The organism is Herpetosiphon giganteus, assembly GCF_016907925.1.
Taxonomy (GTDB): domain Bacteria; phylum Chloroflexota; class Chloroflexia; order Chloroflexales; family Herpetosiphonaceae; genus Herpetosiphon; species Herpetosiphon giganteus.
Map to the genome: position 1 here is coordinate 79511 of NZ_JAFBCZ010000003.1, position 17356 is coordinate 96866.

The window sequence follows — 17356 nt, forward strand, 5'->3', positions numbered from 1 at the left end:
TCCCATTACAGCTATGCGCTATGTTCTTTGCTCTATGCTCTTAGGCTAGCCAATCATCGTGCCAGCCACGGTATTTTCGCGGCGGGCTTCGATCACATCCTTGACGCGATTGAGTTTATCCAAAATGCGACTAAGTTGATCGATGCTCTCGATCCGAATCGTCGCTAGCAAGGTTGCCCGCCCATGATGTTTATTATCCAATTGCTGAACTGCTTGAATGTTGATATTGCCATCAGCAATTGCATTGGTCACGTCGCGCCAGAGGCCCACTCGATCCCAAGCTTCGATACGAATTGGTACAGGATACGACTGTTTTTCAGTTGCTCCGCCCCATTCAACGTCGATCAAGCGTTCGCGGTTGCGCTCATGCAAAACGTTATAACAATCCATGCGGTGAACGGTGATGCCATGGCCACGAGTTGTATAGCCAATGACCGCCTCAGGATAAACTGGATTGCAACAGTGAGCGATGCGGGTATACACATCGGCCTCACCACGCACCGTAATTGTACCTTGCTTGACCGGCTTGGCTGGTGGGGCAATCGTAGGAATCGCCGCCAGTGGTTCATCATCGGTATTTTTGTCGCTCAGCACGCGCTGAATTGCTTGGCGTGGCGAGAGATCGCCATTGCCAATCGCCGCCAGAAAATCTTCGCTATTTTTCATCGCGTTGGCGCGCAGCAACTCTTCCATGGTTGGGCGCACACCCAAGCGTTTGAGTTCTTTTTCGATTAATTCGCGGCCAGCAGTAATGTTGACATCGTTTTCTTGGCGACGGAACCAGCGTTTGATATGGGTACGCGCACCATTCGATTTAACATATTCGAGCCAGTCGCGCGAAGGGCCACGCGGCACTTTGCTGGTCACAACATCGACAATTTCGCCGTGTTGCAACTGGTAATAAAGTGGCACTGGTTTGTTGTTGACGCGCGCACCAATGCAGCGGTTGCCCACCTCGGAGTGAATCCGATAGGCAAAATCAATTGGGCTTGAACCTTTGGGCAAATCAATAATTTTACCCTTGGGAGTCAGCACAAACACCTGATCGCGCAGCACATCTTCTTTGACCGACTCGAAAAACTCGGTCGGATCAAGGTCGCGCTGGCCGTTGATTGCTGAACGCAGCCAAGCCAATTTGGTTTCAAATGATTGATCGTTGCGATTGCCAAAGCCTTCTTTATAGCGCCAGTGTGCTGCAATCCCATATTCTGAGACTTCATGCATCTCGTAGGTCCGAATTTGCACTTCGCACGGCTGCTCGCCTGGAATCACCACAGTTGTATGCAGCGAACGATACATGCTCTCTTTGGGAACAGCAATATAATCGTCGAATTCGCTCATAATTGGAATCCAAGTCGAGTGGACAAGGCCCAACACACGGTAGCATTCATCAACAGTTGTGACCATCACCCGCACAGCCAATTGATCGTAGATTTGATCGAGGCTAACACCCTTGCGCTCCATTTTGCGCGCAATCGAATAGATGTGCTTGGGGCGGCCAGTTACTTCAGCTTTAATGTTATCGCGATCAAGAATCTGTTTGAGGCGGGCGATGACCCGTTGCACAATCCGCTCGCGGGTTTCGCGGCGCAAGTTGAGCTGGCGACCAATTTCGCTATACTTTTCTGGGTTCATATAACGAAACGAAAGGTCTTCAAGCTCCCACTTGAACTGCCAAATCCCCAAGCGATGGGCGAGCGGCGCATAGACTTCAAGGGTTTCGCGGGCGATGCGTTGCTGTTTGTCGGGGCGCATTGCGCCAAGCGTGCGCATATTGTGCAAGCGGTCGGCCAGCTTGATGAGCACCACGCGCGGATCATCGGCCATCGCAATAAACATCTTGCGATAGGTGATTGCTTGGGCTTCTTCGATGCTTTTGGCTTCGAGCTTGCTCAGCTTGGTTACGCCATCGACGATATGCGCGACTTCTCGGCCAAAATCAGCCCGAATTTGATCGAGCGTAATTGGCGTATCTTCAACGACATCGTGCAAAAGCGCTGCTGCAACCGATTCGGGGTCGAGCTTCATATCGACCAAAATATGGGCTACTTGCACCGGATGCAAAAAATATGGCTCGCCCGATTTGCGCACTTGCGGGGCGTGAGCCTCTTTGGCTACATCCCAGGCCCGTTCGATCAGCTGAAACTCATCAAGCGGCCAATAGGTACGCATGCGGCTGATTAGCGCTTCGCTTTCATGAACTTGCGGCGAACTAGCGGGAGTGGCTGTGGTGTGTTTTGTGCTCTCGCTATGGGTAGCATCATCATTATAAGAACTAGGCATATGAGGTGCGAGGTCCATAATGACCCTCGTTTCTAGCGGCATTGCGCTGTTGTGTCGCGATCAATTTTTTGCTGATTGTAGCGAACAGATTAACACGCCCCTATACACATGTCAAGCAAATTGCATCCCACTATGACGCAGTGTGTTATGCAGTTTACCCAAAAGCCAATTGACACATTGCACAAATTAACATAGAATGGCTTTAACTCTGATTTAACACACCTCTGGTCTAAATCCAATTGTTCGCCAACTTTTTGCCCAACCAAAAAACTCAACTCGGCAACCTGCCGAACTAGGTTTCCCCTCCTGCGATGATGCAGAATGCACCAATGAAGGCTCTCCCGCAGCGATGACGCTGGTGGTTTACCCAACGTTTCTTTGTGCTACCTGAAAATGCGCCATGGTATAGGGCAGCGTTGCTAACGCCGTCGCGTATTTGCCAACTCCCTGCGCGAAAGGAGACCTCGCATGAACCGCCTGTTGTATGACCCACGCTTTGAACATGATGCATGTGGCATTGGCTTTGTCGCTCGAATTGATGGAAAACCAACTCATGCAACAGTGAGCTTAGCCCTCGCGGCGCTTGGCAGTCTGACCCATCGCGGTGGGATTGCCGCCGACGGTCTGACAGGTGACGGCGCTGGCCTCTTAACCACTATCCCACGCGCATTTATGGCCCGTGAATTAGCTGCCCGCCGGATTTTGGCGAATCCACAGCGGATCGCAGTTGGCATGATCTTTCTACCAACCAGCAACACCGAACGCGCTCGCGAACTGATCGACGATGCCCTCGTCTGGCGAGGCTTACGACCGCTTGGTTGGCGTGAAGTCCCGCTTGATCGTGAGCAACTTGGCCCAATTGCCCGTGATATTTGCCCCCAGATTGAGCAAGTTTGGGTCGATCGCCCAGCCACGATGGACGACGATAGCTTTGAACGAGAACTCTACCGCGCCCGCCGCCGCGCCGAACGCACCGCCCTCGCCGAGAACATCGATCTCTACATTCCTTCACTTTCTTGTCGCACGATTGTCTATAAAGGCCTGATGCTACCAAGTCGCTTGGCCTTGTTCTACCCCGATTTGGCCGATGCCGACTATAGCGCCAGCGCTGCGGTCTATCATCAACGCTATTCAACCAACACCATGCCAACCTGGAGCCGCGCTCAACCCTTTCGCGTCGTCAGCCACAACGGCGAAATCAACACTTTGGCTGGCAATGTGAACTGGATGCGTGCCCGCGAAGCCCATCTTTCAAGCCCGTTGCTTGGCAATGTGCGTGAACTTGCACCGATTGTCGACGAACGCGGCAGCGATTCTGCTCAATTCGATAATGTGCTAGAGCTGTTGGTGCGGGCTGGCCGCGATGTGCGCCATTCATTGTTGATGATGATGCCCGAAGCCTGGGAACATATCGATGATCTCCCGCAAGATGTGCGCGATTTCTACCAGTGGCACGCCAATTTGATGGAAGCCTGGGACGGCCCCGCCGCCATGACCTTCTGTGATGGCAAAATTGTTGGCTCGGCCTTGGATCGCAATGGCCTGCGCCCAGCCCGCTATATCGTCACCGACGATGGTTTAGTGGTTGTGGGCAGCGAAGTTGGCGCAACGCCAGTCGACGAAGATCGGATTATTCGCAAGGGTCGGCTTGGCCCAGGCCAAATGATCGCCGTTGATCTGATTAAAGGCCAATTGCTGGATAACACCGCGATTAAAGCGATGTTTGCAGCCCGCCAACCCTACGGCCAATGGCTACAAAACAAAAGCATCGATTTGGCCGAATTGGTTGCCGCCTACAACGAAGCCGACGTTGAACTCAACGCCGACGATTTGCTTCGTTTGCAAGCAGCGTTTGGCTATACCGACGAAAACTTGGCGATGGTGCTCAAGCCAATGGGTCGCGAAGGCGCTGAACCAATTGGCTCGATGGGCGACGACACACCAATGGCGGTATTTTCAAACCTTGCTCGCCCAGTCTATGGCTACCTCAAGCAACGCTTTGCCGAAGTAACCAACCCACCAATCGACCCCTTGCGCGAACAATTGGTGATGTCGTTATCGATTCGCTTGGGGCCACGTCACAATATTTTGATCGAACGACCCGACCAAGCCCATCAAATTGCCTTGGCTAGCCCAATTTTGCGCAACATCGAGTTGGCAGCCTTGCGTGCTTGCCCTGATCGCAGCTTTGGCACCGCCACCTTGGATACTACGTTCCCAGTCACCGACGATGCCCAATGGATCGAACATGCGCTTGATGATTTGTGTAGTAGCGCCGACCGCGCTTTGGATAGCGGTGCGACCATTCTTGTGTTGAGCGACCGCGAAGTTGCAGCGCAACGAATCGCCATCCCAACCGTCTTGGCACTTGGCGCAGTTCACCATCATCTGATTCGGACTGGGCGGCGCTCAACCTGCTCGTTGATTGTCGAAACTGGCGAGGCTCACGAAGTGCATCATGTGGCAGTCTTGGTTGGCAACGGCGCTGAAGCCGTCAACCCATACGTTGCAATCGCCACAATTCGCGAAATTGCCAAAGAACGCTCACGCACGCCAATCACTGCCGATCAAGCAGAAGACAACTATGTGCATTCATTGGAAAAAGGCTTGCTCAAAGTAATGTCGAAAATGGGCATTTCGACCGTCGATAGCTACTGCGGAGCGCAAATTTTCGAAGCGATTGGCCTTAGCGATGCGGTCATTGCCCGCTGTCTGACTGGCACGCCTTCACGCTTTGGCGGAGCCGATTGGCAACGCTTAGGTCGCGAAAGCTACAAACGTCATGCCCAAGCGTTTGGCTTGGAAAAACCAGCGCTCAGCCACCCAGGCTTATACAAATTCCGCAAGGATGGCGAATATCATGCCTTCCAGCCAGCGGTGGTGCATGCCTTGCAAAAAGCTGTGCGCGCCGCAGTCGATAATGGCGCAGATTTCGCAGCTGGCTATGCAACCTATCGCGAATATAGCGACTTGCTGAACAAACGCCAACCATCCGACCCACGCGATTTGCTGGATTTTGTGGCGACGGAGCCAATTGCAATCGATCAAGTCGAATCAATTGAAACGATTGTCAAACGCTTCTCGACCGCCGCAATTTCCTATGGTTCGTTGAGCGCCGAAGCTCACGAAACCTTGGCAATCGCCATGAATCGGCTCGGCGGTATGAGCAATAGCGGCGAAGGCGGCGAAGATCCAGCGCGCTTTGGCACCGAAAAAGTCAGCGCGATCAAGCAAATTGCCTCAGGCCGCTTCGGGGTAACGCCAAGCTACTTGATGCACGCTCGCGAGCTGCAAATCAAAATGGCCCAAGGCTCCAAGCCAGGCGAAGGTGGCCAAATTCCAGGCAATAAAGTCACTGAAGACATTGCCCGCACCCGCCACACCACGCCCGGCGTAACCTTAATTTCGCCGCCACCACACCACGACATCTATTCAATTGAGGATTTAGCTCAATTGATTTACGACATGCGCACGATCAACCCCACTGCTGCGGTTTCGGTCAAGCTTGTTTCAGAAATGGGTGTTGGCACAATTGCGGCTGGGGTGGTCAAAGGCGGCGCTGATGTGGTGTTGATTAGTGGCAATTCGGGTGGCACTGGCGCTTCTCCGCTGTCATCAATCAAAAACGTCGGCATTCCATGGGAAATTGGCTTGGCTGAAACCCAACAAACCTTGATGATCAACCAACTGCGCGATCGCGTGCGGGTGCGAGCCGACGGTGGCTTGCGCACTGGCCGCGACGTGATTATGGCCGCCTTGCTTGGCGCAGATGAATATTCCTTCGGCACCTCAGCGCTGATTGCCGAAGGTTGTGTGATGGCCCGCGCCTGCCACAACAACACCTGCCCAGTTGGGATTGCCACCCAGCGTCCCGATTTACGCGCCAAATTCCCGGGCAAGCCAGAGCATGTGATGGCCTTTATGCAGTTTATCGCCCAAGAAGTGCGCGAATTGCTGGCCCAACTTGGCGCTCGCAGCCTCAACGAAATTATTGGCCGCGTCGAATTATTGCGCCAACGCCAAACCAACAACCCCGACCACGATGCGCTTGATCTTAGCCCATTGCTGGGCTTGGCCAATGCAGGCCCACGGCGCTACAACGGCATGCCCCAGTTGGTTGGCATCGATCGGCTCAATCAATTTTTGGTCGATAGTGCCTTGCCAAGCGCCAAAGCAGGTCAAGAAGTGATTATCAACGCCGAAATCACCAACGAAGATCGCTCAACGGGCATCACCTTGGCGGGCGAATTGGCGCTGCTCAAAAATACTGGCCATGTTAGCATGAACTTTGCTGGCAGCGCAGGCCAAAGCTTTGCCGCCTTCGCGACGCGCGGTATGCAACTTAACCTCGTTGGCGATGCTAACGATTATGTTGGCAAAGGCTTGGCTGGCGGCGAAGTCGTAATCAAGCCACGGCCAAATGCTCAATTCTTAGCTCACGAAGCCACAATTCTTGGCAACACCGCGTTGTATGGCGCAACCAGCGGCAGCTTGTATGCAGCAGGCCGCGCAGGCGAGCGCTTCGCGGTGCGCAATAGTGGCGCAGTGGCGATTATTGAAGGCATTGGCGAGCATGGCTGCGAATATATGACTGGTGGCACGGTAGTGGTGCTCGGCAGCACTGGCAACAATTTTGGCGCAGGCATGAGCGGTGGTCAAGCCTTTGTCTACGACCCCAGCCAACGCTTCCTTGGCCGCCTCAACGACGAAATGGTAATTGCCGAACGGGTTGCATCCCCATTGGTCGCCGACCATTTGCGCGAACTAATCGAACGCCACGCGGCACTTACGGGAAGTGTCTTGGCCAACGAAATTCTCGCCAACTGGGAAGATCAGCAATCAGCCTTCTGGCACGTTATTTCCAAGGCCGCCCACGCTGCGGCAGCCCAAAATAACCAACCAGAATTGGCCAAAGTCGCCGCTTAACGCTAGTCACTCCTTCACACACACCAAACACCAGCGATCAAGGTTGATCGCTGGTGTTTGTTTAGGCGCTTTAAATGTAATGGTTGATTGGGTTGATAACCAGTGTATTCCCACAACCCCAAGGGTCGGTTTCAACTGAACACCACCCATCCGCAGATTCATCAAGGATTGTGGTTCGGTTGCGAATTGTCCTTGAGGGGGTGCAGGGGGATTAAAGCCTCCTGCGTTTCCCGCTGGCGGGACGGAAGGGTGGAAAAACGACATGGTGATTAACGTGATGAACCAATACGCTTTAAACACCTGCCTAGTACTGCCAAGAAGTAAAAATTTAATAAAGAATCCCTCAAGCGTAAGCATGCTCGTAAGGTTGGCGCTTTAGGCTGCTTGTTAATGGGCAAGTTAGATTAAACGATCAATTCAGCTATTTGAGAACACTATGAGCGACCAACCAGTAGCAGAATCGCCTGCTTCAACCAAGCTTCAATCAGCCCTCAATGTTGAGGTTGCGTTTGCTCTCCGCCCAACCGTAACCGGCTTGGGTTTTTTATATTTGTTATTTAGCATCGCCCATGCCTTGGTGCTGCCAGCCCCAATTAAGCTGCCAATGGTGATTGTTGCGCTGTTGAGTGTGCTCTTTTTTGCTTTTTGGTGGTGGCGTTTGCAACGCTGGCGGCCATCCGCCGAATTCGCCCATCCGCTAGCAACGCTGTTTATTGTGGTCGCTGGTTTCAACAGCATTTTGCATATTTGGCTTAGCGGCGAGATTCACCAAAGTACCAATATTGCCTTTATTTTGATTGGCACTGGCTGTCTGTTGCTCTCGTGGAACTGGTTTATTGTGAGCATTGGCGCAACCTTACTGGCGTGGCTGGCGGCAATTAGCTCATTGCCAAGCTCGCCATTAACTATGCATTTTATTTTTATGTTGGTAAGCGCCACGGTTGCTGCCGCTACTATTCAAGGTATTCGCATGCGCACAGTTCGCGGCCTGATTGCCCTGCGCATGCAAGAAAGCACCTATAAATACGAACTGCAAGAGGCATTAATTCAAATCAAAATGAGCGAGGAGCGTTTTCGCGCCTTGGCCGAAGCCACTTCTGAAGGCGTTGTGCTACAAGATGAAGGCGTGGTGATGGATGCCAACGAGCGCTTTGGCGAGATGTTTGGCTATCATCGCGATGAGATTCTCGGTCACTCGCTACGCGAATTTGTCGAGCCGCAATCGCTGCAAAAAGCCATGCACAAATATAAAGATGGCGATCCCTACGAGGTGACGGCGTTGCGCAAAGATGGTAGCACCTTCATCGCTTTGGTTCTCGGCACAAATCTGCCCTATAGCAACCGCGTGGTGCGGGTCGCAGCAGTGCGCGATATTACCGAACAACGCCATTTTGAAAACTTATTGCTCAGTGCCAAAGATCAAGCCGAAGCTGCCAACCGCGCCAAAAGCACCTTCCTCTCAACCGTCAGCCACGAATTGCGCACGCCGCTCAACGCGATTGTTGGCTATAGCGAAATGATCTACGAAGATTTGATCGACCGCAGCATGCCCGAATTGGCAATGGATATGACGCGCATTCGCAGCGCCAGCGACCGCTTGCTGAGCTTAATCGATGGCGTGTTGACGATTACCGATCTTGATGCAGAAGTTGTGCGCTTGGAGCACGAAACGATCGATTTAGCGCTGGCGATTGGCAGCATCAGCGACCAACTCCAAACCAAAGCCCAAGAAAACAAAAACACTGTCCAATTGTTGGGCAGCCAAAACTGGGGTTCGGTTGTAACTGATGATCATAAATTGCGCATGATTATCTACCATCTGCTGGATAATGCGATTAAATTTACCCACACTGGCTTGATCAGTATCTCGGTGCAGCGCTTGCAACACGCTGCTGGCGGCTGGCTCGAAATTGCCATTCGCGATACTGGCATTGGCATCGCCTATGAACAATTCGAGCGCATTTTTGAACCATTTGTGCAGGCCGATTCCTCGGCAACCCGCCAATACGAAGGCACTGGTTTGGGCTTAGCAGTTGGTTTGCGGCTGGCCAAAGCCTTGGGTGGCACAATCGAGCTTGATAGCCGTTTGGGCCTTGGCTCGACCTTTACCTTGCACCTGCCTGAGCATCCCCCCCGCACTAACCAAGAATTGAGCCACATGTCTCACGCTCAAGCCTAACAAAACGTATAATTTCGGCTTGCCAAATCCCCAAAATGAGTATATGATGAGCGCATCTTCTTGAGACGAAGAGGGGCTTTCTGCATATGTACCAACAAAATAACCTCGTCTATTGATTCATTGCTCATTGTCGTTGCAATGGGGTTAATCAATTCGTCTTCATGAGAGCAGATCTATTTTACCCAAAGGAAAGGTTAATTCATGAGAATGCTTCGGCCTATCAGCGCTGGGCTTCTGCTTACCACTCTGGTGAGCGGCATACTTCCAGCACTCAGTCAGCCAGCAGTAGCTGCTGCGACGATTACCACCCCACCATCAGCGACAAATAGTCATAACATTTTGGTTGATAGCGATGATTATCAAGCCTTGAATCAATCGGTAAATGTTGCTGAAACCGATCCCTGCCCAACTCCGATGGCAGCAGTGACCTTGCCTGAACTGCCAACTTCAACCAGTGGGCCGCAAAACCCTAATTTTGATATAGCGAATCAAGAATTACCGCGAACAAGCCACCCTTTAAATTGTGAATTTTCCCGTGATCGTCAGGTTCTACTAACATCGATTACGCCACAATCATTCACAATTCAAAATGTCAACCAATCACAAACAACTGATTCTTTTGTGGTTGATAGCTCAGCCCAATACCTTTCATTTGAGTATATGGTTGGGCGTAAGACGGGTGACCGCGGTACACCGCTGGGTGTTGAAGTCTTAAGTGGATCAAACTTTGCGACTGTTACCAACGTAGGTGTTGTTGGCGGTCAATATCTCGATGGTTGGAAACAGGGTAAATTGCCAATCATGGGATTTCGCGGTCAAACGATCAAATTACGCTTCATCAATGATTGGTTAGGCGGCGATGAACCATCAGCCCAGGTACGCAAGATTAAGCTTACCGTTGAAATTCCCGACTGGGAGCTATCACCGTTTGGTGTGAGCGCAATCGAGTATGACGATCTAATTGGGGCCCATGCCGTAATTACCGGCGTAAATACCTTTATCGTCTCGGCTCCATTTACAATTCCCATGCAAACTCAAAGTTTGAGTTTTAACTACAAAACTGGCCGCCCACTGAATAATGGTGGTGCGCCAATTGGAATTCAAGTGCTCAGTGGGCCGAATTTCGAGACAACCACGAATCTTGATAGCTGGAAAGTGGAAGGCCGCTTAAGCGAAGGCTGGAAACATGCTACAGTCGGAATTCAAGCATTCCGTGGCCAAGTGATTAAGCTCAAAGTCAGTAATGATTGGTGGCCAATCCAACCTCAGACAACCTATATTGATAGTTTTAAACTCAATCGAGCAGTTCCAGGCTGGGAAGTTAGCAATACTAATTATGTCAAAATTGATACACTTCAACTCCCACTTAACGATGCTTCGAATGTCTTAACCAATACTGATTTCGAGCTTGGATTTACCCCGATTGCCGATGTTATTCCCAATAACGCATTTGATCTTCCTAGTACCCTGATTCAAACTCTTAGTGAACCAGCTATCACCTTGACTGGGCCTAATGCAACTACAACGACTGCTTCGTTCGTTGTGCCTGAACATACCACGGGGTTTCAGTTTGAAGCCTTGATTGGTGACAGTGGCAATGCAACCCTTGCGAAACCAGTTGGGGTGGCAATTCTGAGTGGCGACACCTTCGATATTCGTGAATGGCCAACCGATAGTCAAGTATGGGGATCAACCCAAGCTGGCAGCCAAATCGGCTTGATTGATATCAAACGCTATCAAGGGAAAACGATTAAAGTCCAATTCTTCAATCATGATTGGGATAATCCAACCAGTCAATTGAGCAATTTCCGCTTGGTTGATCATGTACCCCAATGGACGGCAAGTAGCCAACCACGGATGCAGATGATCAATGAATCATCGGCACATCCTAGCCATGTCTATCTGAGCAAAACCCGTAGCACCCTTGTATCAGCACCATTTAGCCTACCAAGCCAAGCCCAGCAAGTGCGCTTCGACTTTCAGATGGGTGATGTGAACGATACTAATGCAAACCGAGCAGCAGAATTGACCCTGCTTAGTGGCCCTGACTTTAGTATTCGGACCAGAATCGACCAAGGCCGCTTGTGGGGTAACACTAACAATGGCTGGAAGACCTTAGCGCTTGATCTGCAAGATTTGCGTGGTCAAACAGTTAAACTTGAATTTAGACTGCCTGAGTTTGATCAGCCGTATCTGCGGGTTGATAACATAGAAGTTGGAACTGCAACCGCAGGTTGGTGGGGCAAGAGCTACGAAAATGTCACAATTGAGTCAACCACGACTGCTTTAGGTCAGAGCTTGCGTATGGATGGCGCACTGAACTCCATAACCAGTGACCCATTGACCGTGTTAAGTACCACCGTCAGCCTCAGCTTTGATTATAAATCCATGCACACTGATGGGACAGGCAATTCATTCGTTAGCGTCAATGTATTCAGTGGCGAAAATTTTGAAGTCAGCACTCCAATCGATGCTGGCACCGTTTTTGGTACCCAGAATGATCCTAATGGTGGTTGGAAGCAAGCAACCCTCAATTTGGCTCAATTCCAAGGCCGCACGATTAAGCTTCAATTCAAACACCAACAATTTGGCAATTCGGTTTCTTGGTTTGATAACTTAAGCCTCAATCAAGGTGCAGCCAGTGCCAGCCATGGCCCCGATGAGGCTCCTGACGGTAATTTGCTTGAATTGCGAAATGCAAATAATGCGGCAATCTCGACCAGCTTCAATGTACCAACCGATACCCAATGGTTGCGGATGGAATATCAACTCAGCAATCTTGATAATGGAAATGCCCAAGAAGCACTATTGGTTGAAGTGCTATCAGGCAATAATTTCTCGACAGCGACCTTTATTAGCCAAGGTATCACTAGTCGAGCAAATGATGGCTGGCAGGTTGCCAAACTGCCCTTAAGCCAATTCCAAGGCCAAACGATTAAAATTCGCCTATTAACGCACCAATTTGGTACCCGCTCAGTTGTACGCGTTGATAAACTGGCCTTGTTGAGCCCACGATCAACCCTTACCACGCCAATCGTCGTGACTGGCACAACCTATTTGAACGTACCACTCACTGAATTGGGCGGGATTACAACGACTGCGACCATGACAATCACGTCATTGGTTGTCTACGATGAGTATGTAGATTTGGCGGGTCAAGTTCGCTATGCAAATACAACCTTGCCATTTGCCTTAACTGGAGATTTGTATAACTCAAGTCTTGGCACGCCAGGTGACATTGTGGCAGAACTTCAAGACACAACCAGAACCTTTGATAGTTTATATTTTGCAGTTCGACAAGAACCATTAGGCCCGCAAACTAATCCTACAATAACAAATGAGAACCTATCACTATATATCCAACGTAATGGAACCCGTGAAGCCACAGTAATTGACTTGGGATTAGATAATACGCTCAACGCATTGCTAAGCCCAGTATTCGAATTAGCCTCGCTTGAAGATGCTGATTACGGAAGCGATTATTGGTTTGGTAAGCTCATCGAAGGTGATGATTCAACCGTGGAAGCAATGGGAGATCCAAATGAAAATGTATGGAAATGGACACGCAGAATTGTTCATAAAGATTGCACTCTATTACAACAACTTAAATTTGGAGTAGTAGTCGAAGCACCAGAGGTTGATATTCTTGGTGGTAGTGGGGACTTTGCGACCCAAATAGAAGTACTTGAGAGTATAACAGATGGCTATGTTACGCCAGGACAGAACTGGCCTGCAGATTCCTGTGATATGTATGATGAAGATAGTGCCGGTGTTACTTTAGGTTCTAGAGATGATCCTGTCTCTGTTAAGTTTGCATCTTCTGGTAATAATCTAAAAGGTAATGCAGCAGAAGGAGATTATCTAAGTTATATAACATTTGGAGGTAAGGCTGCTATATATAAAAATGATAAGCTCTGGTTTGATATATTTATAGCACAAATGATTAAAGTTATTGATGTAGCTCTTGCTTTCTATTCAGTACCAATTAATATTAGTAGCCTTTTGGAGTTAATTAAAGTAGAAACTCCGTTTATAGATGATGTACCAAGCTTAACAAACGAGATGATATTAGCCGATTGGGATAATAATCCTGATACAAAAATAAAAACGGTACGAGTACCATTTCAGCAAGCAATATTAGTAAATAAAAATAATAGGTTTACAACAAAGGTTACTGTAGCTTGTAAAAAGCAAAATGTAAGTCGAGATATGCAATTAAAAATATACTGGGATATTCCTATGTATGATAATTTAACAAAGCGAGAAATAAATAATATGTTATATATTAAAAATTTTATAATGAATTATAAGAGTGGACCTTGTAATAAGTAATAAATTTCTAGATAAAAATAGCTTGGCTTCTTTTAAGAGCCAAGCTATTTTTATCTTTATAGGAGTTATTATGAAACCATTTCAACGTTGGCTAATGACATTTTTAGGGATTAGCTGTTTAGTGCTCAGCTTTTATAGCTATAGCATCCATCACAATTTGCAGGTAATTGAGCAACGTCAGCGGGTTCAAACAGCCACAGCTGGGCAATCGTTATGGTTAAGTTGGTATGATTGTATTGATAGACTTGAGAGGGTTTTACAGGCTGTTGATAATCAAATTCAAGCGGATGTGCTCACATACCTTTCCAATGCTCGAATTTATTGTCAGTCATCAACCAGATTAATCTACAGCTATATAGCTGCTTTGGATTTCCCAGTCAAACCATGGTGGAATCTCAACGAACTAACCGAATCAAACTCACTTGGGTTTATGTTCTTGTTTGATCATTATTCGATCCAATTAGCCAAAGCTCACAATATTATTCGAACCGAAGGCTCAGTGAGTGCGGCTAATCGTGCTCGGTTGCAACAATTGCATGATGATATTAAGAAATTTGCCAAGCAAATAACAGAACCAATGCTAAAAAAGGGCGATATTGCTGAAATTCATGCGGCAATTGCCAGCTGGTGTGGAATGATCACCGATGTTGATGCCAAAAAAACAATTATCCTGACTGAGGATCAATATGAGGGCGTTTGTAAATAATTCCAGCAGGGTTAATTTGTCTAAACTGGAAACTATAGTGAGAAGTGTAGGTGTGACTAAGCTCAATATCTGTATTTGGCCACTATTTGAAGCAATAAATTGCCGTTGAATGAGATTAATCCTATGGCCCAAGGATAGTTAAGCATGATGCGCTATATCTTGCTCAGCATAATCGCTATCTTTCTAGCAGGCTGTAGCTCGCAGGTTGTGGAAAAAGCTTATCCCGACCCGATGGAGATTTTGCCCTACCCGCGCGGAAGAGCACTCGGCGAGGTCATTCAGGATGGCGGTTCTTTGGTTTTAGTAATGAAAACTCAGGACGAGCGGGCACAGGTGATTGATTGGTATAAGCGCCAATTTCCAGCCGATTGGCATTATTTAGAACAAGGCCCAACTTGGGTCATGTTTCTTAAGCAAGATCTGGTTGATTGTATGGATTATATGTATATGATCGATGACACTCCTTTTGAAAATAACGATAAAAAATACACATTTCAAATTAAAAGTCGGGTTCAACCAGGCTCAGTAGAATGCACGAAGAATAGATGATCGACGGTTTAATGATGCAATATCAACGAATTATTCAAGTGTGGGCCAAAGATGGCTGAAGTTAAGTAAACTACTCAAAAATCCAACTTGACAGAGTATCGCTGGATGTGTATACTCTGCACAAATAACTTTTGTAGGAAACTACCAAATGAGCAATCGTCCCGCGTTTATTATTATTAGCAACCTCCTTAGCCTCGTAATCGTCGTTATTACGCGGTCACTTTTATGTGGGAGGGGCTAACAAGCCTCGCGGGTAGTTCAAAAGAACTCAAGCCCCTCCCAATTCGGGAGGGGCTTTTTGGTTAAGTTCGCTAGCTTCTGGAGGATAAACACATGCGGAACTTGTTGACACTTCTCGTCACCATGATCACTCCTCGTCCGCAGTTTATTATTCTCCAACCCATTCCCATTTGGTCGTGTCGCGTAGGCCGTCGCCTGCGCTAGAGCGATAACCCGAACCGTTGCAATGATTGCAACAAACCCCTGAGCAGTGTCGCTCATTCGTTCAGCTCATTGATGAGTATGTTCGTTCATCTTTTGCCTGTGTTCAGCATCGGGACTGACAAGGCTTGCTTTCCTATTGCCAAAAATCGAGCGCTCTGTGGCCAATTCAACTGGAGCATTGGCCCAAGCGAGCTTATTGCTGCGATGGCCAGTCCAGCCATCCACATCTCTATGCGGGGAGCATCTATGCGTTCAGATACGATCAAACGGGGCTTTGCACGCGCACCACATCGATCACTACTCCGTGCGACAGGCCAAATTCAAGACGATAGCGATTTTCAGAAGCCGTTCGTGGCAATCTGTAATTCGTATATCGATATTATTCCTGGCCATGTCCACTTGCATGAGTTTGCCAAAATCGTCAAAGATGCGGTGCGCGCTGCTGGCGGCATTCCCTTTGAATTCAACACCATCGGGGTCGATGATGGCATCGTCATGGGCCACGAGGGCATGCGCTATTCGTTGCCTTCGCGCGAGTTGATCGCCGATTGTGTTGAAACGGTGGCAGCAGCGCACTGCTTCGATGCGATGATCTGTATCCCCAACTGCGATAAAATTGTGCCAGGCATGCTGATGGGCGCTGCCCGCGTCAATATTCCCACCGTGTTTGTATCTGGTGGGCCGATGCAGGCTGGCCGCGATAAAGATGGCAATAAAGTTGATCTGATCAGTGTCTTCGAGGGCGTTGGGCAACATGCCTCAGGCCGTATCAGTGATGAACGGCTGCTGGATTTGGAGCGCAACGGCTGCCCGACCTGTGGCTCGTGCTCCGGTATGTTCACCGCCAATTCGATGAATTGTCTGTGTGAAGCACTGGGAATCGCCCTGCCATACAACGGTTCATTACTGGCCACCGACCCCGCCCGCCACGAATTAGCCCGCACCGCCGCTAGCAAAGTCCTCGAATTACTCCACAACAATATTTCCTTCAACGATATTGTCACTCCCGAATCAATTGATAACGCCATGGCGCTTGATGTTGCGATGGGTGGCTCGACCAACACCGTCTTGCACGTCTTGGCCTTGGCCCGTGAAGCTGGCTTGGCTTATCCAATCAGCCGCTTTAACGAGGTTGCTGCTCGCGTGCCACACTTGGCCAAAGTTAGCCCAGCTTGGGATGGCGATCGTCAATGGCATATGGAAGATGTGCATCGCGCTGGCGGCGTGCCCGCAATTATGGCCGAATTGGCCAAAAAGCCCGATGCCTTGCACCTGAACGTGCCAACCGTCACTGGCCAAACCTTGGGCGAGCAATTACAAGGCATCGCCAACGAAAACCCTGAATGCATTCGCCCAATCGAACATCCGCATTCAGCCCAAGGTGGTTTGTGCATTTTGTTTGGCAACTTAGCTCCCGAAGGCTCAGTGATCAAAGTTGGCGCAGTTGATCAACATCAAATGACCTTTAGCGGCCCCGCTCGCTGTTTCCCCAGCGAAGAAGCCGCCACCTACGCCGCCCGTTCTGGCGAAATCCAAGCTGGCGATGTGGTGGTTGTGCGCTACGAAGGCCCACGCGGCGGCCCAGGCATGCGCGAAATGCTGGCCTTGACCTCGTTGCTCAAAGGCATGCCGTTGGGCGAGCAAGTGGCCTTATTGACCGATGGTCGCTTCAGCGGCGGCACGCGCGGCCTGTGCATTGGCCATATTTCACCAGAAGCCGCCGAGGGTGGCCCGATTGGCCTGATCGAAAATGGCGACATCATTCATATCGATTTAGCAAATCGCCTGTTGGCAGTCGAACTCAGCGAAGCGCAATTTGCCGAACGCCGCGCTGGTTGGCAAGCCCCAGAACGCAAACATCAACGCGGCTGGTTGGCACGCTACACCCGCTTGGTGACGAACGCCAGCAATGGCGCGGTGTTGGAAGCATAGATTAT

Annotated in this window: 7 protein-coding genes; 6 read left to right on the top strand and 1 reads right to left on the bottom strand. The window is 49.6% G+C overall.

The features are described from left to right. Positions 1-45 precede the first annotated feature (45 nt). Complete coding sequence (locus JOD20_RS03390) at positions 46-2283, bottom strand: RelA/SpoT family protein (RefSeq protein WP_239583703.1); 2238 nt, start codon at positions 2281-2283, stop codon at positions 46-48. A gap of 468 nt (positions 2284-2751) precedes the next feature. Between JOD20_RS03390 and gltB the strand changes: the two genes are divergently transcribed. The 6 genes from gltB to ilvD all read left to right on the top strand — a co-directional run bounded on the left by gltB (position 2752) and on the right by ilvD (position 17351). Beyond that, a complete protein-coding gene (gltB, locus tag JOD20_RS03395; RefSeq protein WP_204753912.1) occupies positions 2752-7209 on the top strand; it encodes a glutamate synthase large subunit in 4458 nt (1485 codons plus the stop codon). Between the two features lie 436 nt (positions 7210-7645). Beyond that, positions 7646-9388, top strand: a complete 1743-nt coding sequence (locus tag JOD20_RS03400; protein WP_204753913.1) for a sensor histidine kinase — start codon at positions 7646-7648, stop codon at positions 9386-9388. Positions 9389-9589: 201 nt separating this feature from the next. Then, positions 9590-13720: a hypothetical protein gene (locus JOD20_RS03405; RefSeq protein WP_204753914.1), complete on the top strand. Its 4131-nt coding sequence runs from the start codon at positions 9590-9592 to the stop codon at positions 13718-13720. A 70-nt stretch (positions 13721-13790) separates the two neighbouring features. Beyond that, positions 13791-14426, top strand: a complete 636-nt coding sequence (locus JOD20_RS03410; RefSeq protein WP_204753915.1) for a hypothetical protein — start codon at positions 13791-13793, stop codon at positions 14424-14426. Positions 14427-14570: 144 nt separating this feature from the next. After that, positions 14571-14975, top strand: a complete 405-nt coding sequence (locus JOD20_RS03415) for a flagellar basal body L-ring protein FlgH (RefSeq protein ID WP_204753916.1) — start codon at positions 14571-14573, stop codon at positions 14973-14975. 690 nt (positions 14976-15665) lie between these two features. Then, positions 15666-17351, top strand: a complete 1686-nt coding sequence (gene ilvD / locus JOD20_RS03420; protein ID WP_204753917.1) for a dihydroxy-acid dehydratase — start codon at positions 15666-15668, stop codon at positions 17349-17351. Positions 17352-17356: the final 5 nt, after the last annotated feature.